The following is a 22090-nucleotide window of genomic DNA, read 5'->3' as shown; positions in this document are numbered from 1 at the left end:
ACCCGTCCAACCTGGCACAAGGAGGATCCCATGTCGTTCGCGCTCTACATCATCGGATTCATGCTGGTTATCTCCGGCATCGCCTGGGCCCTGGTCACGGCAGGTGTGGCCATGTTCAAGATCGCCATCGTGTCGATCATCCTGCTCGGCATCGGCATTCTGACCGGCGTCGTCAAGACCCGCCCCAAAGACCCGCCGCGGGGCCCGCTGGCCTGAGCCGCCCGAAGTAGCTGCCGGACAAAAAAACGAGACCCACCAGCAATTGCTGATGGGTCTCTTCGTTTCGGTTGCAAAAGGAGTCAGACCGCCAGCACGGTCGGCGGCACCGGCAGCGCTTCGCGTTTGGGTCCTTCCACTTCCGGCTGGGGAGTGAAGGGCATTGCCAGCACCCTGCCCAGGGTCAGCTGCTTCGGGTCCTGGCAACCGGCGACGCCGATGTCCACCGAGTCCTGCAGCACGTTGAGGCGAATGGTGCCGTGCAGGTAGTCGGGCCAAGAGAAGATGGTGGACCAGTTGGAGTCCCGCTCCTCCCTCACCACGGAATGATGGATCCCGTGCATGCGCGGGGTGACGATGATGCGGCACAGACGCTGCTCGACCCGGTGCGGGAGCCTCAGGTTGGAGTGATGGAACAGGATCTCCATCAAGGTGAGGGTTTGCCATAAGGCAAGGCCAAAGGGGGAGACTCCGATCAGACGGACCTGCGCCGCGCGCCAGGGGACCGAAAGGATAAGTTCGCCGAAATGGAAACGGAGCGCGGTGCTGGCATCGAGATCGAGATCGACGTGGTGCGGCCTGTGGAAGCGCCAGAGCAAGGGGACCTTGTGGGTCAGCACATGCCAGATGAACAGCGTGTAGTCGAGGAGCAGCACCGACAGCGCCACCTCGGCCCAGGCGGGAAGCCCGAAGAGCTTCAGCAGTCCCAGGCGCTTTGACTGCACCTGCAGCGCAAGCGGCCCCACCACCGGCTTCTCGGCAACTGCGACGGTGGCGGCGGCCAAGGCCGCGAAAGCGGCGTTACGGGTGTTGCGCCGCAGCTTGTCATCCTTGTCTTTCCTGAGCGGGCGCCTGAACTCCATGGCTGCAACCACGGCCACGGTTCCGCAGATCAGCACCGCGTTGAGCCAGCCAGGCATCTGTCCACTTCCGTCTCTTCGGTGTGACATGCATCTGCTCCTGTTTCGCGCCGAACGCCTACTTCCGCAACCTGGCGCCAGGGGCGGCGGAGTGTTTGATTTTGCCGCGGGGGCCGAACAATTTTCAGATTGTAACCCGCGCGTCTTAGCTGTCAATTTGGCCGCAACCACCATGAAAGCCCGACTCCGCTCCGATCGGGCTGCTTGACCAAGTGATGGAGCGTTTTATAATTGCTCGGCCGATCCCCGGCGACAACGCGACCAAACATCAGGAGGCTCCCATGCTGGTCCGCACCCTGCAGGTGGTGGTACATTGCGAGCACAAGACGCTGTGGAACATGCTGATGGACAGGCTGCAACACCCGGAGCGCTACATGCTGGGGGTGGCCGAGGCACGGGTCACCGAGGAAAGCCGCGACGTTTATATCTGCGAGATGACGCTCCATGGCGAACGGGTCAAGGAGCGGGTCCTGGCGCGCCCCTACGACGGGGAGTTGCGCCACGAGCTGATCGAGCATCCCCAGTTCACCGGGTTCATCGTCAGAAAGATTGTTAAATCGGCGCGGCAGAGCCCGGTCGCCCCGCTCTATCTCGAGTACGACCTGGACCTGTTGCGCAAGTCGTTGAAGGTCCAGGGCGTGGTACGTGGGGAAGAAGAAATCCTCACCGACCTGGAGACGGAAATGCAGAAGGTGAAGATGCGGGCGGAGGAATCGGACTCGAGGGGGTAAGAGATGCGAAGCTTCTTTCTTGCCACGGTATGCGCCTGCTCCCTTTTCTCGACGGCGGCCTGGTGCGCTGCGCCGGACTGGTTTCTCCTGGACGAGAACCGGGAGTCCAGCTTCTTCTACGACCGAAGCGGCGGCAACAAGACTAGCGAAGGGGTGATCCAGATCAGGACGCGAGTGGTCTACAGTGAGGAGGGGAAGAAGGAGGCCGTCAAGGTGCTCAAAGGATTGCCGCAACCGGCCATGCTGCATGAAACCCTCTACAGCTACGAGCTCAACTGTGAGGAACGGGAGGGACACCTGCTGGCCGCGACCCACCTGGACAACAACGGCAACATCTTGAAGTCGAGCGACCTCGCCGCCGCCACCCAGTGGCAATACCTCCCACCCGACACGCGCATGGGCCTGGTACTCCAGCAGGCCTGCCAGCCCTAGCAAGTTCCTACCTCCTGCGGTACTCCTGCCGCAACAACAGGTCCATCAGTACCAGCGCCGCCATCGCCTCCACGACCGGCACCGCCCGCGGCACGATGCAGGGGTCGTGGCGCCCCTTGGCCTCCAGGACGGTCTCGCTGCCGTCGAAGCGCGCGGTCTTCTGCGCCAGGGCCACGGTCGCCGGCGGTTTGAAGGCCACCCGGAAGTACACCGGCTCCCCGTTGGAGATCCCCCCCTGCACGCCTCCCGAGTGATTGGTCGCCGTCCCCAGCCGTCCCCCCTTGTCCACGAAGGGATCGTTGTGGGCGCTGCCCAGCATGCGACTGCCGCTGAACCCGGACCCGATCTCGAATCCCTTGCTGGCGGGAATAGAGAGCATGGCATGGGCGAGGAGCGCGTCCAGCTTGTCGAAGGCAGGCTCACCCAGCCCGGCGGGAAGGTTGCGGCAGACGCAGCAGACGGTCCCGCCGACCGAGTCGTCCCGGCTTTTCACCTGGGCGATCAGGTCGGCCATGGCCTGGCTCATGGCGGGGTTGCCGCAGCGGACCGGGTGCTGATCCACCTGCTGCCGCGTGATCCGCTCCAGGTCGACGCTCCCTGCGTCCAGTGCTCCCACGCTATCCACCCAGGCCACGATCTCCACGCCGTGGCGCTCGGCCAGGAACTTTTCCGCGATGGCGCCGGCCGCGACGCGTGCAATGGTCTCGCGGGCGGAGGAGCGCCCGCCGCCGCTGGAGGCGCGGACGCCGTATTTAACCTGGTAGGTGTAATCAGCGTGCGAAGGGCGCGGGACCTGGGACATTTCCTGGTAGTCCCCCGGGCGCTGGTCCTTGTTGTGGACCATGAGCCCGATGGGGGTGCCCAGGGTGATGCCGTCCTCGACGCCGGAGAGGATGGTGACCAGGTCCTCTTCCTCGCGCAGGGTGCTCAGCGCACTCTGGCCGGGACGGCGGCGGTCCAGTTGGGGCTGGATGTCCGACTCGGCAAGGCGCATACCGGCCGGTGCGCCGTCGACGATGGCGCCTACCGCCGGGCAGTGGCTCTCGCCGAAGGTGGAGACTCTGAACAGGGTGCCGAAAACGGAGGACATATCAGCTCCTTCCTCTCACGGGGCGGACGGATCAGCCGGCCGGGAGGAATTTCTTGAGTGCCGCTTGGCCACCAGCACCACCAGGCTGCGCGGCGGCAGCCGGTAGCTGTCGGAGCCGAGCTCCGGCACGCTCTCCCAGGGGGAGATGTCGTCGGGGGACGCCAGCGAGGTGTCGATCCAGCGGTGCCAGGCACCGCCCGGAAGCCTTCTCGGCGGCGGCAGCGTGAAGGTGAGCGGCTCCCAGTAGGCGTTGACCATGTAATGGAACACGAGGTGTTTCGAGGCGCTCCACACGGTGAGGGCGATACTGTGGGACTGGTAGCTCCAGTCCGGGGTGCCGAGGTGGACGCCGTGCCACTCCAGGCGCGCCTGCCCCAGGAGCTGATTCAAGGTCAGCGTCTCCACCGGGGTGTCGCTCTGCCTGAGCCGCGCCCGGATCAGCTCCCGCGTGAAGCGGTACACGTCCGGGTGCACAGCGAGCCGGTCCCAGTCGAACCACCCCAACTCGTTGTCCTGGCAGTAGGCGTTGTTGTTGCCGCGCTGGGTGCGGCGCATCTCGTCGCCCATGAGGATCATCGGGGTCCCCAGCGCGAGCAGGGTGACTGCCATGAAGTTCTTCACCTGACGGTTGCGCAGCGCCTCGATGGCGGGATCGGAGGTGCCCCCCTCGACGCCGCAGTTCCAGCTCAGGTTGGCATCGGAGCCGTCGCGGTTCTGCTCCCCGTTGGCCTCGTTGTGCTTGTCGTTGTAGCTCACCAGGTCGTTGAGCGTAAAGCCGTCGTGGCAGGTGACGAAATTGATGCTCTGCTCGGGTTCGCGCTCCTGGTGCCCGTAGATGTCGGGGCTCGCCAGCATCCGGGCGGCGAAGCGGGAAACCACCCCCTCGTCCCCCTTCAGGAAGCGGCGCACGTCGTCGCGGAACTCGCCGTTCCATTCCTTCCAGCTGTCGCCGATGAAGCTCCCCACCTGGTACAGGCCGCCGGCGTCCCAGGCCTCGGCGATCAGCTTGATGCCGGCCAGCGCTGGATCGGACTCGATGTCCCAGAGGATGGGCGGGTTCTTGAGCGGGCGTCCCTGCCCGTCGCGGGAAAGGATGGAGGCGAGATCGAAGCGGAAGCCGTCGACGTGCATCTCCTTGACCCAGTAGTGCAGGGAGTCGATGATCAGCCGGCGCACGACGTGGTGGTTCGCGTTCAGCGTGTTGCCGCAGCCGGTGTGGTTGATGTAGCTGCCGTCAGCGTCGAGGGAGTAGTAGACGTCGTTGGCGAAGCCGCGGAAGCAGAAGGTGGGACCGTTGTGGTCCCCCTCCGAGGTGTGGTTGTAGACCACGTCCAGGATCACCTCGATCCCCGCCTTGTGCAGCGCCTTGACCATGTCGCGGAACTCATCCAGCGGTCCCAACGGTCCCTTGCGGGAGCTGTAGGCGGCATGCGGCGCGAAGAAGGAGACCGGGCTGTAGCCCCAGAAGTTGCGCAGCCCAAGGGGGGCGTCGAGCGGGTCGAACTGGAATATCGGCAGGAGTTCGACAGCGGTGATGCCCAGGTCTTTCAGGTACGGGATCTTCTCCACCAGGCCGGCGTAGGTGCCGCGCTTCTCTTCGGCGACGCCGGAGGAGGGGTGCTTGGTAAAGCCGGCGACGTGCATCTCGTAGATGACCGTCTTGGAGTAGGGGCGCTTGAGGGGCAGGTCGCCCTCCCAGTCGTAGCCGCGCGGGTCCGCCACCACGCTCTTCATGGCGCTCACCGCGTTGTCGCCGGGAAGGCAGGCGTCGCCGCGGCAGTACCCGTCGGGGACGGAGATGGCGCGGCCATAGGGATCGATGAGCACCTTGCCGGGATCGAAACGGCGCCCCCGCTGCGGCTCGAAGGGACCGGCGACGCGGTAGCCGTAGAGCTGGCCGGCGCCGATACCGGGAACGAAGACGTGCCAGTAGTGATAGGTGCGGTTGCGCTTGGGATCGAGCGTGATGACGCGGGAGGGGGAGGTGTCGTCGGCGTGGTCGAAGAGGAGCAGTTCGACCCCGGTGCAGTCCCGGGCGAAGACGCTGAAGTTCACCCCGCCCCGGGTCACGGTGGCGCCCAAGGGGGAGGTGTTCCCTTTGGGAAGTTCCCCGTTTTTCGTGCCTGCTTTTCCAGTCGATCTCGTCATAATTTCCTTCCGATCGATCACACAGACTGAAGCGCTCTCTGTGAGGGTTAGGCTGTAACTTCGCCTTTTACCCTGTGAGACTATAGATGATTATGCTTTTCAGTCAAACTCAGGTGCGTGCTTTTTTAGAAAGAGTCACAGCGGCGATTCCGCACGCCGAGATGGCGGCGCAGAGCCAGCCGATCCAGTCACCCGCCGCGCCGTACAGCGTCCTCCCTTCCCAAAGCGGTACCCGGCCCACCAGGATTTCGCGGGTCCAGACCCCGGTACGGCTGACGATGCGGCCGGCCGGATCGACGAAGGCCGAGATGCCGGTATTGGTGCCGCGCACCAGCGCACGGCGGTTTTCGATGGAGCGAAAGCTGGCCAGGGCCAGGTGCTCCATCGGCTCGACAGAGTTGCCGTACCAGGAGTCATTGGTGATGTTGACCATGACCTCGGGCTTGCGCCCCGTGCTCCCGCCTGCCATCAGTTTCCTGATGTGGGTGGGGAAGATGTCCTCGTAGCAGATGCTGACCGAGAGGAGGCGATCCCCGAGCTTGAGCGGTTCCACGCTCCGCCCCGAGAAGAACTTGGCGCTGTAGGGAGACCAGGCATAGAGCTGCGGGAAGGTGTCGCCGAAGGGGATGTACTCGCCGAAGGGGACAAGCACCGTCTTGTCGTAGATTCCCAGGATGCGCCCGGAGGGGTCGGCCAGGAGGGCGCTGTTGCAGAAGCGGGTCTCCCCCTCTTCCTTGATCTGCAGACAGGTCCCGAAGAGGAGCGGAGTGCGCAGGTCGCCCAGCGCCCAGGTGGGGAGGCTCCCCTGGCGGGAGTCGAGGGCGACGCTCAACACCCCCTCGGGCCAGACCACCAGGTCGGGCTTGTGCGTAGCTACCAGCTGCTGCGACATCTCGCGGTGTTCCTTCTGCATCAGGTCGACCGCCAGGTGGTTGTCGGCCGCTCCCCGGTTGGTCTGCACCAGCCCCACGCTCATCGTCCGAGCCGTGGCCAGTTTGCGGTCCACCTCCCTGAGGCGCAGTTCCCCGTATCCCGCCACCAGCACAAGCGTCACGGCGAGCGCGGCCACGGCACGCCACGGCACCTTCCTCTGCTCGCGCCAGCGCAGCGCCACCCAGTACAGGGTGGCGTTGATGTAGACCACCAGGAAGGAGACGCCGAGGATGCCGGTGACGTCGGCAATCTGGGTGAGGTGCGAGATGCGGTACTGGCTTGCCCCGAGGTAGTTGGGGAAGACCTCAGGCCAGAGCTTCTCGATCGCGGTCCACAGCACCGGTGCGGCCCAGAGCACGTACCATTGCCTGTCCCGGGTCAGCAGCCGGGTTCCCAGCGCCCAGAGTGCCAGCACCATGCCGTTGGCGGCGGCGAGCAGGATGAGGCCGAATACACCGGCAATCCAGGGGGCTCCGGCGAACTGCTGGAACATCTGGATGATCCAGTAGAAGCCGCCGCCGTGGCCGACGATGCCGGCCAGCCAGCCGAGCCAGAAGGCGCGCGCCGGTCGCTGGTCCTGCAGCGCCCAGAGCAGGGGGACCAGGAAGACCCATTCCAGGTAGAAATGGTCGAAGCCGGCGTATCCCAGGAACATGAGCACGCCGGTGGCCACAGCGGCACACCACGGCAGCAGGAACTTGAAGTTTGTGGAAGTAGTCAAGGGTGGACCTCTTTCTGAATAACTGCAGCGGCAGGCAGCGCAGCCGCTGACTGCGCAGGCTGGCACGATAGCACAGCCGCTTAATAATCACAATCTAACAGGGCAATCTAACAGGGGAGCTGGCGGCGAGGGGAATGGCTCCGACAGGTGCCTGTCCCCTTAGCAGTTGGGAGCTGGCTGAGCTGAAAAGGGCGTTCCGCTAGAGGGACAGGCACCTTGCGGAGCCTGTCCCTTCTACCAACAAAGAAAGGGCGCCCGGGAAGGCGCCCCTAACTCTTCTAACGCTCCGGATAGTAATCCGGCGGAACGGAGTACATGTCCGGCGGAGGGGGCGGGGTGTAGGGCCGTGCCCGGCGCACCTTGCGCACCGAACCCGGGATCTGGTTCCCCTTGGCGTACATGCACTGCACGTAGGTGTTGTCGTAGCGCCGCTGGGCCTCGTAGCCGTAGACCCGGCCCGCCTCGGAACCGCTCGCCGCGCCGAAGAGGAGCCCAGTACCGCCGCCTATTGCCGCGCCGGCACCCGCATTGCCGCCAGCCGCGCCCAACAGGGCCCCGACCCCGGCCCCGACGGCGCCGCCAACCACCGCGCTGGTGGCCGTATTCTGGTTTGCCGTGTCCTGCGGGCTCATGCCCAGGCTTTGCTCGGCGTACCTGCGGCACAACCCGTCTTCAGCCATGAATTGCTCGAAGGATTTCCCGGGGGTCGGCAGCACCCTGACGCTTGGGCCCGTGGGCATGGTGGCGCAACCGCCAAGCACCAGGAAGGCTAGCAACGACCACACTGTTGTCCTGGTTGTTCTCATGTCAATCCTCCTTGTCTTCATCTGACTGGGACGGTGGCGTGGTGTTGGGCACCACCTTCATCCAGCCGCTCGGGCAGCGCTCCACGTATGGGTAGTACCCTTCCGGCTTGCGGCAGTAATACCAGTATCCGGTTTGCTCTGAGCCGGTCCCGGTGTCGGGGGAGATGTATTCCTGCGGTTCCTGCGGCACCACGACCGTCGGCGGCGTGTAGTAATACGGATAGCTTGGGTAGCTGTAATAGTACGGGTAGTAGAAAGGATCCCAGCCCCAGCCCCAGCCCCACCCCGGACCGATATAGACGCTCCCCGAGAAGTGCCCGCCGTCCCTGTGGCCGCCGTAGTACCCGCCGCGGCTGTAGCCGCCGCGTGCCACGACCCCACCGCCGCCTCGACCAGCCACGCGAGTGAACGCTTCCCCGCGTGCTCCCGAATCGGCATGGCTGGTGGTAACTGAGCCGGTCACTGACACAGCGATCAGAAACAACGGAAGTAAAAGGGCGCTAATCCGGATCTTCTTCATGACGTAGCCCTCCTTTGAGGGATGTTTGCAACAATTTCAGTATACTACCGGCGTCAAATATCTGCAAAAGCTAACCCTGAGACAACATACCGTGAGGCGTCTTCCCTGTCAATGTGCAGCCGCCAGCGCAGACGGTGTGGTTGATACAGCACCGAGCACCGCCGACGCTACCTCCCGCCCAAGCAGTTTGACTTCCCTGCCGGCTATGTAAAAATTAGCGGGTTCAAATATTCCCAGCATAAGAGGAGCTAACGTATGAGAAAAGATGCAACGATCGTCTCGTCCCTTTTTCTTGCAGCAGCTCTGATCTTTCCCGCCGTGAACTCGTGGACTGCCGAGCGTCACACGCCCCCCAAGGCACCGCCGGACGCCGTCATGGATGCGCAGACCCCGAGGGCGGTGCCGCAAAACCGGCCGGAGCAGCAAAGGGGAAGCCACGACCAATCGGACATCTTCCACGCGACCAAGGCGGACCCGTCCTCTACTGCCTTCAAGAACCAGCCTGACGAAGGGAAGATCCTTGGCTTCGAGTTTTATCGCGACCCCCTGGACGCCAAGAAGCCGATGATGACCTTTCAGGAGGTCTACCAGAAAGACGTGGCGGAAAAGCCCACGGTGATGGAGACCCAGCGGCGCCTCCTGGAATCCCGCTACGACCTGCGCCCCAGGTTGTCACCGGACGTGAAGATGTCGCGCGGCAAACCGATCGCGGTAGGTCCGACGGCGCGGCTGGCCCAGGGGATTTCCTGGGAGAGGCTGGCTGCCATGTCCCCCGGCGACATCAGATCCAAGAACCTGTTCCCCTACCCGCCACTCCCCCACCCGAAACAGGTCAACGGTGGCCAGGTATTCCCGCAGGTGCAGATAGACATGTTCCCGCGGCTGCAGCGCTTCGACGTTGACTTCGACATCCCCGACGCGTTCCTGCCGGAATTCCCCCCGGCGATCTTCCTGCAGAACCGACCTGAACTCGGTGACGTCTCCCGCGGCGAGGTGGTCTCCATCAACAACTACTACCGCCTCTTCAAGGACCTGCTCACGCCGGTGCAGTTGGACGGTCTGCGCATGCTGCTGACCCCGTTCCCCCAGGAGGAGTTCAACCCGACCGACGACCGTAAATCTGCCCAGCCAAGCCTGGGCGTCGCCTGCCTGGACTGCCATGTCAACGGACACACCACGGCCCAGTTTCACCTGAGCCCGGACATCCGCCCCCAGGAGCGGCGCTTCCGGCTCGATACGGTGAGCCTCAGGGGGCTCTTCAACCAGCAGATCCACGCCTCGAAGCGCAGCCTGCGCTCGGTGGAGGACTTCTCAGAGTTCGAGCAGCGCACCGCCTACTTCAACGGCGACGAGATCCACGCCGCCAAGAAGGGGATGAACGTGATCAGCCGCGTCCAGGTGGCCCACATGGCCCAGATGCAGAACATGTTCGACGTTCCGCCGGCACCCAAGCTCGACCCGGCCGGTTTCCTGGTCCCCGAGCGCGCGACCCAGGCGGAGCTTGCCGGGCAGCAGATCTTTTTCGGCAAGGGAAGGTGCGGCCTGTGCCACCCGGCCCCGTTCTACCTGGACCAACAGATGCACGACCTGCAGCTTGACCGCTTCACCAGGGAGCCCGGCGACGGCCCCATCAAGGCCTTCACCCTGCGCGGCATCAAGGAGAGCCCGCCCTACCTGCACGACGGCCGTTGTCTGACCCTAGAGGACACGGTGAAGTTCTTCGACCTCGTGCTGGGCTTAAGGCTCAACCAACAGGAGCAGGACAACCTGGTCGCCTTCCTGCGCGTGCTCTAGCCTCGTCACGGTGCAGCCATCACCTTGCAGCCAAAGCCCCACTTTATACGAAGTGGGGCTTTTTTTACGGAGGAGATATGAAGAAGCGCTCCAGCGGCATCCTCTGCCACATCACCTCGCTCCCCTCCCCTTTCGGCATAGGCGACCTCGGCCCGGACGCCCGGAGTGGCCGGCCGCGATCAGGAGCAGGGACGCGGAGGAGATCACACGTCTGCGCGAGGAGCTGCATGAGTAGATCGAGCGCGAGAAGTTCCGCCTTGCCCTGACGTCGGTGGCACAGACGGCGATCATCCAGATGCAGGACCTGCTGGGAGGTGGGAAGGAATCGAGGATGAACACCCCGGGGCGCACCGAGGGGAATTGGCAGTGGCGGCTGCCACCGTCAAGCGACCTGACCGAGATTGCCGCGCGCCTCGCCGACATGACGGTCCGCTACGACAGGGCACGCTGAAGCAAAGAGGGGCTTCGTCCTGCGACGAAGCCCCTCCCTGTTCCACCCCTATGCGGCCCACGCCGCATGGTTGTTATTTCTCGGCCACGCCCAGCTTGTGGGCCATGTCCTTGGCATGCTGTAGGTGTTGCTCCAGTACCGGCAAGGTCTTGTCGACCCACCCCTTCAGTTGCGGGTCCTTGACCTTCTTGCTTTCCTTCCTGAATTTCTCCACGTCCTTCTTGTGGTCTTTCAGCATGGCCTCGGCGTACTTCTTGTCGAACTCGTCGGCAGAGGCGTTGGCAAGCTTGTCGACGGTCGCCTTGTGCTTCAACTCCAGCTTGGTCGGCAGCTTCACCCGGTTATCCACCAGGCTCTTGAGCTCGTCGTTGGCCTTGCCATGGTCGGTCACCATGCGTTGCCCGAAATCCTTCACCTCCTGCGACTTGCCCCTCTCCTTGGCCATCTGCCCCAGTTCGACCTCCATCATCCCCGAACTGGCCGCTTCCTTCACGAACGATTTCTCGCCCATGGTCAGCTTGTCGGCCGCCAGCGCCGGGAGCACCAGGCTGCACACCGCGAACAGGGAAACCACCGCCATCCACACCAGTTTACTCTTCATGTTGCCTCCTTTTTGTGGCCGAAGCCGATGATATGTCAGATTAGCAAAATCTAACCATCTAAAAGTAGCGGCCTTCGCCCTGTTGTCAACCGGGACTGAGCCGGTAGCCGGGCGGCGACTGGTAGGAGCAACAAAAAAGCGCCCTTGCGGGGCGCTTCGCGTGCGGGTAAACGGAGCAGAAGGGACTGGCTCCGTTAGGTGCCTGTCCCTCTAGCGGAACGCTGCAGTCCGCGCAGCCCCCCTTACCCAAGTCCTAAGGGGACAGGCACCTGGCGGAGCCAGTCCCCTCCTTCGCTGAACGGCTCAGAATCGGCGTGCCGTTACTGGTACAACTGCTGCTCGTCCGTGTAGTAGGTACGCTTTGACTGCACGTTTTCCTTGATGATCTTCGCGCCGGTGGGCGAAGCCTTCAGCTCGGGACGGTGCACCTTCAGAAATTCCCGGTATTCGCCGGACACCATGTCCGGGTGCCGCTTGCGCAGTTCGGCTATGGCATCTTTGAGCACCTGCGGGATGGCGGCCGCCAGGGCCCCGATCGCCTCGGCAGGAAGCTTGCCGGCGGGGGACTTGGGGGAGATGCGCGCGGTCCAGAGTATCTCGTCTGCGTAGGCGTTGCCGATTCCGCCGATCAGGGCCTGGTCGAGCAGCAGCGGCTTGATCAGGGTCTTCGGCTTCTTCCGGCACAACTGCTCCAACTGCTCGGCGGTGACGGCAAGTGCATCGGGCGCGTTCTTCTCGTCGCCGGGGTTGAGCGCCACGCTGGCCCACCCCTTTTCGTCGGTGACGGCAAGGACGGAACCGTCGGAGAAGGTGACGGTGAGCACCGGGTAACGCAGACGGCTCAACTGACCGGAGTCGGTCAGGACGAAGCCGCCGGTCAGCATCAGGTGCACCCGCAGGACGTTGCCGTTGCCAAACCGGAAGGCAACCTGTTTGCCGGCTCGCTCGACGCCGGCCACCGCGGTTCCCGTCACGGCCTGGGCGAGTTCCGCCTCGGCGACGTTCAGTTTTCCCCTCTGGTGGTAGGCCACCGCGCTGACCTTCTTCCCGGTCAGGGCCTTGGCAAGATTTTCAGCGTAGATGGTGAGGTCGGGAAGTTCCGGCATACGTTCCTCCTGGACGGCACAAGATTACTGGGTGAGCGTAGCCTGCAGCGGTGCGATGTCAACGCCGGGGCGGTGTGGTCAATCGGCGGCAGCGCCCTCGGCACGGTAATCGATGCCCAGTTGCCGCTCGCGCAGGCGCTTCACGGACAGGGGGAGCACCACCGCCGCAAAGATCAGGGCACAGCCGACCCACTCATCGCTAGTCAGCCGCTCGCCCAAAAGCAGGGTCCCCCCCAGCATGCTCCAGACCGGATCCAAGGTGTAGATGAGCCCCGCCTTGGTCGGAGTGGTATAGCGCTGGTAGGTGTTCTGCAGGGTGAAGCAGATCACGGTCGGGAAGATGGCGCAGTAGATGAGCGACCCCAGCGAGACCCAGGTGACCGGTAGGTGCGGTGAGGGAAAGAACAGGTCCAGTGCCCCTCCCACCACGGCCACCGTGGCGAACTGGACGAAACTCAGCAGGTAGATGTCCTCGTCACGCAAAAGCTTAGACACCGAGATGATCTGCAGCGCGATGAACAGCGCGCAGAGGGTCGACAGCAGGTCTCCCTTGTTGAAGCCGTCCACGCCCCCGCGGGCCAAAAGCCACAGCCCCACCAGTGCCAGCACCAGGCCGACCCCGCTCAGGCGGTCCAGCCGCTCGCGCCAAAAAGCGAAGCAAAGCAGCGGAATCAGGAGCACAAACAGGTTGTTCAGGAATCCGGCGCGGGAAACGCTGGTGCCACTCACCCCGAGGACGAAGGAGACGTTAGTAGCGGCAAGGGCGATGCCGACGATGAGACCGGTCCTGAAGGTGCGCCCGTTGAAACGCTTGAGCCGCGGCAGGCACAGTATCCCCATGAGCAGCGTCGCCAGGGCGAAGCGGTAAAACAGGAAGGGGATCGGGGGGATTTCGCGAAAGCCGATCTTGTTGAAGATGAAACTGCCGCCCCAAAAGACGGTGGTCAGTATCAGCCAGAAGGTCGCTTTAGATGAACGGTAGTCGTGTTGAATGGATTTGTGCATCCGCATATTAAAGACAGGGGCGGCTCCAGATGTCAACAGTCGTGACACAGCAAGCACGTTGGCTTAAACCATTTTAACCGTGCAACGGTGATCCGGCATGGACTCCTGTCAGCGCTTGGGTGCTTCACTATCTTCCCTAAAGTAATACCACCCCTCTACCGATACAATCCAAGCAGGCTCTTTTTGCAGCCCTCGCCCGAAAAACAGGAGGCTTTGCCTTGGCAGTAGTCCATATCGACAACCTCACCCCCGGCATGGTCCTAAGTCGCAATGTCTGCGACCGCAGCGGCCGCATGCTCCTTCCCGTCGGTGCCGAGCTTACCGAAAAGCATTTTTCCATCTTCCGCATGTGGGGCGTCCTGGAGGTGGAGGTGGCCGGGGAGGCCGTCGTCGAGGATGCCGAGACGGCGCCACCGCTGAACCAGGAGATCGACCCGGAACTCCTCGCCGAGGCCCGGGCGGAAATGGAACGGCTCTTCATCTACAACGACCCCGAACACCCCGCCATCAAGGAACTGATGCGCATCTGCACCGAGAGGAGGGCTACCCGTGCTGCGTAAGCCCCAACTGTCGGTGGAGCACATGGTGGAGGATGTCTCCACCATCCACTCTCTCCCTTTATTCTATTCGCAGCTGTCGGAGGCGATCGATCATCCCCGCAGCTCCATCGGCGACATCGCGAAGATCATCGCCGAGGATCAGGGGCTCACCGCCCGTATCCTGAAGCTCGCCAACAGTCCGCTGTTCGGCTACTTCTCCAAGATCGACACCATCACCCAGGCGGTCACCATCATCGGAGTGCTCCAGGTGCGCGACCTGGCCCTCGCGCTATCGGTCATGGACGTGTTCAAGGGGATTCCAGAGGACCTGGTGAACATGGAGCAGTTCTGGAAGCACAGCATCGCCACCGGTCTCGCCTCCAGGCTCCTGGCCACCAGTCAGCGCGAGTCCAACCTGGAGCGCTTTTTTGTTGCCGGGATCCTGCACGACGTGGGGAGGCTGGTGATGTACGTCAAGGTGCCCCAGGTCTGCCTGGAACTGCTCGAGGAGTGCCGTGCGACCGGAGCCCTGCTGCACCGCGCCGAGCGCGAGAGGCTCGGCTTCGACCACGCCGAGGTGGGGAGCGCCCTGCTCAAGCGCTGGAAGATCCCGCCGCGGGTTGCGGAGCCGGTCGGCACCCACCACGACAGCAGCAAGGGGGACCAATACCCGAGGGAGGGGGCCATCCTGCACTTCGCCGACCTGATCGCCCACGCGCTGCAGATAGGCAACAGCGGCGAGGTATTCGTACCGGAGCTCGACCACGGGGTGTGGGACCGGCTGCAGATCTCCAGCTTCTATCTGCCCACGCTGGTGAAGCAGGTCGATGCCACCTACGAGCAGACCGTCTCCGCACTCTTCGGGGGTGACGATGCCACCCGATGACCCCCGCGACCTGCAGATCCACAAGCTCCAGGAGAGGGTGAGCTTCCTCGAAGAAAGCAACCTCAACTACCTGAAGACTCTCGACGTCCTCACCGCCTGCAGCGACTTCCAGTCGGACATCTACCGCGTCAAGGAATCCTCCTTCGTCATCAAGGCCGTCTTCGGGCAACTGCGGCGCCTGATTCCGTTCGCCACCCTTGCCATGTTCGGCATCGACGAGGACTCCTCGTTCGACGTGACGGTCTGCGAACCGGAGCCAGCCAGGTCGGCGGTCCGCAAAGAGGTCGAGGCACGGGTACAGGACGGCACCTTCGCGTGGGCCCTGAACCAGAACCACCCGGTCGTCGTCCCCACCATCTCCGGCGCCGAAACGCTCGTGCTGCACGTTCTGGCCACCAACAGCCGCATCAGGGGGATGTTCGTCGGCATCATGCCGGGCAATCACCTGAACACCGAGGTGTCCACGCTGAACGCCCTCAGCAGCATCCTGATCAACACCGCCTACGCGGTGGAGAACTCCGAGCTCTACGAGATGCTCCAGGAACACATGCAGAACCTGGAGCTGAAGGTGCAGCAGCGCACCACCGAACTCGAGCACGCGCTGGTGCAGGCCGAGGCTGCCACGGCCGCCAAAAGCATCTTCCTGGCCAACATGAGCCACGAGATCCGCACCCCGATGAACGGGGTCATCGGACTGGCCCGGCTGCTCATGGATACGCACCTGGACCAGGTGCAGCAGGACTACCTCGGCTCGTTGTCCGACTGCGCGGAAAGCCTGCTCACCATCATCAACGAAATCCTGGACATATCCAAGGTGGAAGCCGGTATGATCACGCTGGAGCGGATCGTCTTCGACCTGCACCGCTTCCTGACCCGTTCCCTGCAGCCCTTCATACTGCGCGGCCAGGAAAAAGGCGTGCAGGTCGAGCTGGAGATGGGACAGGGGCTGCCGCAACTCATCGAGGGGGACCAGGTGCGCATCGGCCAGGTGCTCGGGAACCTGGTGGGCAACGCCCTTAAGTTCACCCACAAAGGGACCATCACGGTGAGCTGCCGCCTGCTGGAACACACGGCGGGGGGAGTGCTGCTCAAGTTTGCCGTCGCGGACACCGGGATCGGCATCTCCCCCCAGGCCCTCGATGTCATCTTCGAGAAATTCTCCCAGGCCGACAGTTCCACCACCCGGCTTTACGGCGGCACCGGCCTCGGCCTCTCCATCAGCCGGAGCCTCGTGGAACTCATGGGAGGCTCCCTCGGGGTGGAAAGCCGCCTCGGCGAGGGGAGCGTGTTCAGCTTCACCCTGCAGGCCCGGCTCCCGCTGCCCGGCGAGATGCCGGCCGAAGACGGTGAGGAGCCGGGCATCACTCCCCTGAGCCCACTGCGCATACTCCTGGTGGACGACGTAGCGATCAACCAGCTCATCTCCTTGAAGCTCATTGCCAAAACCGGCAACCACCAGGTTGATTGCGCCGCAAACGGTGAGGAAGCGCTGGAGCAGTGGGGACAGTGGCCTTACGACCTCATTTTCATGGACGTGCAGATGCCGGTCATGGATGGGCTGGAAGCAACCAGAATCATCCGCTGCCGCGAAAAGGGAACCGGGCAGAGGGTACACATCTGCGCCATGACCGCCAACGCGATGAAGGAAGATGTGGAGGTGTGCCGCCAGGCCGGGATGGACAGCCACATATCGAAGCCGGTGCGGGAAAAGGAACTCAACGCCGTCATCAGGAAGATCAGCAGCGAAGTGGCGCGCGATGGGTTGCAGCCACCGGGCGTCACTGCCATGGCGCCCCCGCCGCCCCAGGAAACCGGCGCGGAACCCGACTTCGACCTGGGAGATCTCCTGGCACGCCTGGGTGGTGACGAGGCCTTGGTAGGGTTCTTCGTAACCAAGTTCGTCGAAGCGGTAACCGAGCACCTGCGCCTGATGCAAGAGGCGCTACAGCAAGGGGACCACCAGACCTGCTACTTCAAGGCTCATACTATCGCGGGGACGGCTGCCAACATGGGCGCCACGCGGGTGCGCACTATTGCGGCGCAGATGGAAAAGATGGCAAAGGCCGGAGAAATGTCCCCGCTGCCCGACCTTTTTGAACGGTTACAGGAAGCATTTGCCGCATTTGTGGCGGTCGCAGCTCCCTCACAGCAGAAAGATGCAACGAAAATGGAGGCTTAAACAGCAGCCCCCATCTTCGTCCAACGCACCGTTTTTAGGAAAGACGCGGCTATGCCCCGCCCCTGGTCAGGACCTCCATGTTCTGGATGGCATCCCTGAGCTGGAATTCCAGGCTATTGAGTTCTTCTTTCGTGTACACGCTGGTTCCCTTACCGATCTCACGCTCAAGCCTCTCGATCCTTTGCTGCAGGGAATCAACGCTGTCTCGGCAGGTCTGCGCTACCAGCAGGCACTGGTCTTTCTGGACATTATCTCCCCCGCTCATCCCCATACCTGTCTCAGCAGCGACCGGGAGGGCGGATATGATGGTAACCGTGGCTAGGAAACCCAGTTTCCTGACAATACCTTTCATGACAAACCTCCTTTTTAAGCGACAATCCAGGATATCATGAGTATAGGAAACGCCATTATCATTTGCAAGTGAATTTCTTTATCAGTACCAGACACCGACATCCGACCGCAATGTCTCCTCTTGAGTATTCTCCGCCCCATCTATGACAGTCCCGCCGTATCAATCAGTCAGAGCGCAGCTTTCGGTATACTGTATACAAAAATTCCATCAATTTCCCTAAATAATCTAGCGGCTAAGCCGAAGTGTATTACAAATCGACGGGACCATCACGTCCACCATCAGCGACAAGAGGTGTGTATTAATGAACATCAGCAAAAAGATTTTCATCGCCAACGTGGCCATCGTTCTGATAGCCACCATCACGACATCGGCAGTGACGCTCTACGTGATCAAGAAGGAGATCACGCGGCAGGTCACCGTGGGCCTCACTGCGCGAACCAAGGCGTTCCGCGAGCTGGTTGCCCCTAACGGATCCGGATTCGCGATGGTGGACGGGAGGCTGCAGGCAAACGGGACGGTCCTGGATGGTCGCAACGATTTGACCGATAAGATGAAGGAAATTTTCGGAGGCGAGGCCACCATCTTCCGGGGCGATGTCCGCGTCGCCACCACCATCAAGAAGGACGACGGCAGCCGGGCGATAGGCACCTCGCTGCAGGGCGCTGCACGGGAAGCGGTTATAGACCGGGCCGCCACCTACGTGGGCGAGGCCAAGATCCTGGGCACCCCCCACTTCGCCTCGTATCTGCCCCTTCTGGACAACCAGGGCAAAGTCATCGGCGCCCTCTTCGTCGGGGAAAAGAAGTCGCAGTTTCTCGCAGTGTTCGACGACCTGAAATACCTGAGCCTGGGCATCTCCGTTCTGCTGGCGGGGCTTTTGGCGCTGATCGCCTTCCTGGTGATGCACCGCGCGCTCGAGCCGATGCGGGCACTGATCGCGACACTGAAGCATGTCGCCGAGGGCGACGGAGACCTCACCCGCCGCCTGGCTGAGTCCGACGATGAAATCGGAACGGCAAGCCGCTACTTCAACCTCTTCATCGAGCGCGTGCACGCCATCGTCCAGACCGTCGCCGACAACGCCAACTCGGTCACCGAGGCCAGTTCGGAACTGCACCGCAGCACCGAACAGTTGGCGCGCACCACTGAGGAAGTTGCGGAACAGACGGAAACCGTCTCCACTGCCGGCGAAGAGATGGCGGCCACCTCCGCCGACATCTCCAAAAACTGCCTCCAGGCAGTCGCAAGCGCGGAACGCGCCTGCGACATGGCCACCATCGGTTCCGCCGACGTGGAGCGGAGCATCCGCGGCATGCAACTCATCAATGACAAGGTTCGCCTTACCTCCGAAAGCGTCAGCAGCCTCGGCGCCATGTCCCAGCAGATCGGTGAGATCATCAACACCATCCAGGACATCGCCGACCAGACCAACCTGCTCGCGCTCAACGCAGCCATCGAGGCAGCCCGCGCCGGCGAGCAGGGACGCGGTTTTGCCGTGGTCGCCGATGAGGTGCGCAGTCTGGCCGAGCGGACCACGCACGCCACCAAGGAGATCGAGGCTAACATCCGCTCCATCCAGGACGAGACCACGCGTGCAGTACAGGTAATGCAGGAAAGCGCCAGGGAAGCGGCCAAGGGAGCGGAGGATTCGGTGAAATCAGGGCAGAGCCTGGAAGGGATCCTGAAGCAGATCAGCGAGGTGACCCAGCAGATAGGACAGATCGCCACGGCAGCCGAGGAGCAAAGCGCCACCAGCCGCGAGATCAGCAACAACGTGCATCAGATTACCGGGATCATCCAGGGAACGGCACGGGCCAACCGCGAGTCCATGGCCACGGCCGACAAGCTCAATTCGCTGTCGGCCAACCTCAAGGGACAGATCAGCCGGTTCAGCTATTAGCCGAAAGATCGAGCCAGCTACAAGGACGGCCCGGGTGATGCCCGGGCCGTTTTTTTTTAAACGTCATTCTCTACAGTTGGGTTCAGGGCAGGCGCCAGTCGATGGGCGCCAGGCCGTGCCGGGCCAGGTAGGCATTGGCCTGCGAGAAATGGCGGCACCCCAGGAAGCCCCGGTGCGCCGAAAGCGGTGACGGATGCGGGGCGCGCAGTACCAGGTGCCGGCTCTCGTCGATGACTGCCCCCTTTTTTTGAGCGTACGCCCCCCACAACATGAAGACCACGTGCTCCTTCTTTTCGTTCAAGACGGCGATGACATGGTCCGTAAAAATCTCCCACCCCTTTCCCTGGTGCGAAGCCGCCTTGCCCGCCTCAACCGTGAGCACGCTGTTGAGCAGCAACACGCCCTGGTCGGCCCATGCCCCCAGGTGGCCGTGCCTGAAGTCAGCCGGAGCCAGCCCCAGGTCGCTCTGAATCTCCTTGAAAATGTTCACCAGTGAAGGAGGGATGTCTATGCCGTGCTGCACGGAGAAGCACAGACCGTGGGCCTGATCCGGCCCGTGATAGGGATCCTGCCCCAAGATGACCACCCGCACCCGGTCGAAGGAGGTTGAGTTCAGGGCATTGAAGTATTCACTCCCTTTGGGATAGATCATCTTGCGCCTGGACATCTCCTGGCGCAGGAACTCTCTGAGATCCCGCATGTAGGGCTTCTCGAACTCGTCCAGGAGGTGATTTTTCCAGCTCGTTTCCAGACGTACCTGTGATTCAGTCGACATCGTGCCAGCTCCGCATGCCTCATCCATGGAATAGGCAGAAATTACCATACCCTCCCCTGAACAGCCAAGCCGAATCTACGCCCTCCTACTCCAACTGTCACCAGCAAGACATCACCGCTGTCAGTAGCGGCCCGGAGCAACGTTTGTTGCAGGTAAGCGCTGAAGACAACTCACATTGACAGTTTTTAATGCCGAAGTAGACTGTTGGAGTTGAAAAAGAGGCGTAATCCGAAGGAGGAGGAGACCATGCCACTAGAATGTTCCGTTTTGGGCAAGGACATAGCTATCACCGAAACCACAATTCCCGTTATATCTCCTTATTGGCGCCTGAAACGAAATGGTCATTGGGCCCTGCTGTGCCGCTACGAGCAGGAGCAGGTACGCTACTCGATGCTGTCCCCCAAGATGGGCGCCACGCTGGCCCTGATGGACGGCAGACTGACCTTACGGCACCTGTCCATGATCGCGCAGTACGCGTTCGATCTGGAATCGCAGGAGGTGTCCCAGGAATTTGTCACCGATGTGATCATGGCGGCAAACAGGGAGGATGACGCCGTCATCAACATGACCGCCGAGCTCGAACCTTACGTCAAACGCATCGATCCTTTCGAGTTCGCGGTGAAGGCGTCGAAATGGAAGGCACAGGACAGGCCGGCAGCTCCGCTGGCGCTGAACCTCATGTTTTCCAATGACTGTCACACCAACTGTTCGTACTGCTTCGCCAAGGGGCATTGCGTTCCCGAGAGCAAGCTGCTATCGACCGAGCGCTGGAAAGAACTGCTGCGCGAAGCCAAGGCACTGGGGATAGAACAGGTCTCCCTCTCCGGCGGGGATCCCCTGGTCCGGAAAGACGCCCTGAAGCTGATCGAGGAACTGGTCAATCTCGAGATGCTCTTCGTTCTTTCCACCAAGTGCTATATCACCGAGGAAATAGCAGATCGCCTGGTCTCCATCGGGATGACGCAGCCGGTCAACCAGTACGTACGTGAGATCCAGTTGAACATGGACCCCAACGAGCCGACTGCAGACAACCTTGCGGGAAGTCCCGGATACTACCACAGGGCGGTACACAGCATCAGAAACCTGTTGAAACGGGGCTTCAACGTCCGGGTCAAGGCAGTGGTCACTGCCCTGACGGTTCAGCACATCTACGACTGGGTCGAAGAACTCCAGGACATGGGGGTACGTCAGATCTCTGTGGCGGCATACAACCGAAGCCTTGACGGCAAAAACGAAGGCTTGTTTCTGAGCAAGGAGGACAGGACATCCATCATCGAACAGTGTCGCCGGGCTAGGATCGACTTCCCGGAGATCGACCTGAGGACCATAGGATGCGGGCCCGCCCAGGACACTGTTGCGTTGCAGAAACGGGTTGCAGAACTTGTGAATGCTCTACCGGGTGAGGACTCAGAAATTCACGAAAAAATTAGGCGTTGGAAGGAAGGGGATCATTCGTTCGGCGCGCAAAGCAGCATGACCATCACCCCCGACGGCAAGGTGATGCTCTACGACACCGTCCCGCAGGACGAAGCACTATTTGTAGGCGACGTATCAACAAATTCAATCCTCGAAGTGTGGAACAGCGAGCCGTTGCTGAACTACCCGTTCCCGAAGACGGAGCAGTTCAAGGGGGCAGCGTGTTACGACTGCAAGAACCTGGCACAGTGTCAGAGCAAGGCAGGATACTGTTTCCGCGACGCCTATTTCCACTCGGGAAGCGTGCTGGTGCCGCCAGCACAGTGCCCGATGGTGCAAGGCGAGAGCGCGCAGTAACGATACTCCAGCTTTAGCCAGGACCACCCTGAACTTCCCCCCCCTCTCCCCCCGGGAGAGGGGCGGGGGTGAGGGCGCTGCCACAGCGGCGAGGAATAGCCACAGCAACAAGCTCGACGAGCAAGCCAGAAGCCTAAACGCGAAAAAGCCCCGTCCGGTAATCAGACGGGGCTTTCTCTATTAAATTCCCTGCGGCGACCTACTCTCCCACA

Annotated in this window: 21 protein-coding genes; 10 read left to right on the top strand and 11 right to left on the bottom strand. The window is 62.3% G+C overall.

All coding sequences use genetic code 11. From position 1 onward, the window contains the following. Window positions 1-30 precede the first annotated feature (30 nt). Entirely contained in the window at window positions 31-216 is a 186-nt protein-coding gene (locus JFN91_RS16880; protein ID WP_199390368.1) for a hypothetical protein, read from the top strand. A gap of 83 nt (window positions 217-299) precedes the next feature. On the opposite strand, the gene JFN91_RS16875 is transcribed toward JFN91_RS16880, so the two are convergent. Next, window positions 300-1166, bottom strand: coding sequence for a sterol desaturase family protein (locus tag JFN91_RS16875; RefSeq protein WP_199390367.1), 867 nt, complete (start codon window positions 1164-1166; stop codon window positions 300-302). A gap of 251 nt (window positions 1167-1417) precedes the next feature. On the opposite strand from JFN91_RS16875, the gene JFN91_RS16870 reads away from it, so the two are divergent. Together JFN91_RS16870 and JFN91_RS16865 are read left to right on the top strand one after the other, a co-directional pair. Then, window positions 1418-1867 carry an AtaL-like protein gene (locus JFN91_RS16870; RefSeq protein WP_199390366.1) on the top strand — a complete coding sequence of 150 codons (450 nt, stop codon included), beginning with the start codon at window positions 1418-1420 and terminating at the stop codon, window positions 1865-1867. A 3-nt stretch (window positions 1868-1870) separates the two neighbouring features. Then, entirely contained in the window at window positions 1871-2299 is a 429-nt protein-coding gene (locus JFN91_RS16865; protein ID WP_199390365.1) for a hypothetical protein, read from the top strand. Between the two features lie 7 nt (window positions 2300-2306). Here the strand turns inward: JFN91_RS16865 and aroC are convergent, their stop codons facing one another. From aroC to JFN91_RS16840, 5 genes are all read right to left on the bottom strand, one after another. Continuing rightward, window positions 2307-3389 carry a chorismate synthase gene (gene aroC, locus JFN91_RS16860; RefSeq protein WP_199390364.1) on the bottom strand — a complete coding sequence of 361 codons (1083 nt, stop codon included), beginning with the start codon at window positions 3387-3389 and terminating at the stop codon, window positions 2307-2309. Between the two features lie 15 nt (window positions 3390-3404). Then, a complete protein-coding gene (gene glgX / locus JFN91_RS16855; RefSeq protein WP_199390363.1) occupies window positions 3405-5537 on the bottom strand; it encodes a glycogen debranching protein GlgX in 2133 nt (710 codons plus the stop codon). 109 nt (window positions 5538-5646) lie between these two features. Beyond that, complete coding sequence (lnt, locus tag JFN91_RS16850) at window positions 5647-7191, bottom strand: apolipoprotein N-acyltransferase (protein ID WP_199390362.1); 1545 nt, start codon at window positions 7189-7191, stop codon at window positions 5647-5649. Between the two features lie 278 nt (window positions 7192-7469). Continuing rightward, window positions 7470-7997: a glycine zipper family protein gene (locus JFN91_RS16845; RefSeq protein WP_199390361.1), complete on the bottom strand. Its 528-nt coding sequence runs from the start codon at window positions 7995-7997 to the stop codon at window positions 7470-7472. Between the two features lies 1 nt (window position 7998). Beyond that, complete coding sequence (locus JFN91_RS16840; protein ID WP_236015227.1) at window positions 7999-8397, bottom strand: hypothetical protein; 399 nt, start codon at window positions 8395-8397, stop codon at window positions 7999-8001. Between the two features lie 375 nt (window positions 8398-8772). Between JFN91_RS16840 and JFN91_RS16835 the strand changes: the two genes are divergently transcribed. Continuing rightward, window positions 8773-10311, top strand: coding sequence for a cytochrome B6 (locus JFN91_RS16835; RefSeq protein WP_199390359.1), 1539 nt, complete (start codon window positions 8773-8775; stop codon window positions 10309-10311). Window positions 10312-10546: 235 nt separating this feature from the next. Continuing rightward, window positions 10547-10762 carry a 4-alpha-glucanotransferase gene (locus JFN91_RS16830; protein ID WP_328747452.1) on the top strand — a complete coding sequence of 72 codons (216 nt, stop codon included), beginning with the start codon at window positions 10547-10549 and terminating at the stop codon, window positions 10760-10762. A 73-nt stretch (window positions 10763-10835) separates the two neighbouring features. Here JFN91_RS16830 and JFN91_RS16825 read toward each other — a convergent pair whose 3' ends face one another. The 3 genes from JFN91_RS16825 to JFN91_RS16815 form a co-directional block, all read right to left on the bottom strand. Then, on the bottom strand, window positions 10836-11363 hold the full coding sequence (locus JFN91_RS16825; RefSeq protein WP_199390357.1) for a DUF4142 domain-containing protein: 528 nt from the start codon (window positions 11361-11363) through the stop codon (window positions 10836-10838). Window positions 11364-11683: 320 nt separating this feature from the next. After that, window positions 11684-12469: a DNA-formamidopyrimidine glycosylase family protein gene (locus JFN91_RS16820; RefSeq protein ID WP_199390356.1), complete on the bottom strand. Its 786-nt coding sequence runs from the start codon at window positions 12467-12469 to the stop codon at window positions 11684-11686. Between the two features lie 78 nt (window positions 12470-12547). Continuing rightward, on the bottom strand, window positions 12548-13474 hold the full coding sequence (locus JFN91_RS16815) for a DMT family transporter (RefSeq protein WP_199390355.1): 927 nt from the start codon (window positions 13472-13474) through the stop codon (window positions 12548-12550). Between the two features lie 218 nt (window positions 13475-13692). Between JFN91_RS16815 and JFN91_RS16810 the strand changes: the two genes are divergently transcribed. The 3 genes from JFN91_RS16810 to JFN91_RS16800 are packed head-to-tail and all read left to right on the top strand — an operon-like array spanning window position 13693 to window position 17078. After that, on the top strand, window positions 13693-14034 hold the full coding sequence (locus JFN91_RS16810) for a hypothetical protein (RefSeq protein ID WP_199390354.1): 342 nt from the start codon (window positions 13693-13695) through the stop codon (window positions 14032-14034). Then, window positions 14024-14899 (top strand): HDOD domain-containing protein, encoded by an 876-nt coding sequence (locus JFN91_RS16805; protein ID WP_199390353.1) that lies wholly within the window; start codon window positions 14024-14026, stop codon window positions 14897-14899. Before JFN91_RS16810 ends, JFN91_RS16805 begins: the two co-directional genes overlap by 11 nt. Then, the gene (locus JFN91_RS16800) at window positions 14886-17078 is read left to right on the top strand and encodes an ATP-binding protein (protein ID WP_199390352.1); all 2193 of its coding nucleotides are present in this window, start codon (window positions 14886-14888) and stop codon (window positions 17076-17078) included. Before JFN91_RS16805 ends, JFN91_RS16800 begins: the two co-directional genes overlap by 14 nt. A 49-nt stretch (window positions 17079-17127) precedes the next feature. On the opposite strand, the gene JFN91_RS16795 is transcribed toward JFN91_RS16800, so the two are convergent. Beyond that, complete coding sequence (locus tag JFN91_RS16795; RefSeq protein WP_199390351.1) at window positions 17128-17430, bottom strand: hypothetical protein; 303 nt, start codon at window positions 17428-17430, stop codon at window positions 17128-17130. A 301-nt stretch (window positions 17431-17731) separates the two neighbouring features. Between JFN91_RS16795 and JFN91_RS16790 the strand changes: the two genes are divergently transcribed. Further along, a complete protein-coding gene (locus JFN91_RS16790; protein WP_199390350.1) occupies window positions 17732-19330 on the top strand; it encodes a methyl-accepting chemotaxis protein in 1599 nt (532 codons plus the stop codon). 82 nt (window positions 19331-19412) lie between these two features. Here JFN91_RS16790 and ung read toward each other — a convergent pair whose 3' ends face one another. Next, complete coding sequence (gene ung / locus JFN91_RS16785) at window positions 19413-20105, bottom strand: uracil-DNA glycosylase (RefSeq protein ID WP_199390349.1); 693 nt, start codon at window positions 20103-20105, stop codon at window positions 19413-19415. A 246-nt stretch (window positions 20106-20351) separates the two neighbouring features. Here ung and JFN91_RS16780 point away from each other — a divergent pair, with 246 nt between their 5' ends. After that, entirely contained in the window at window positions 20352-21878 is a 1527-nt protein-coding gene (locus JFN91_RS16780; protein ID WP_199390348.1) for a radical SAM protein, read from the top strand. Window positions 21879-22090: the final 212 nt, after the last annotated feature.

It is taken from the genome of Geomonas anaerohicana (assembly GCF_016458305.1).
GTDB classification, from domain to species: domain Bacteria; phylum Desulfobacterota; class Desulfuromonadia; order Geobacterales; family Geobacteraceae; genus Geomonas; species Geomonas anaerohicana.
Note: the sequence above shows the minus strand (reverse complement) of the source record. Positions and strands in the feature narration are given on the sequence as shown.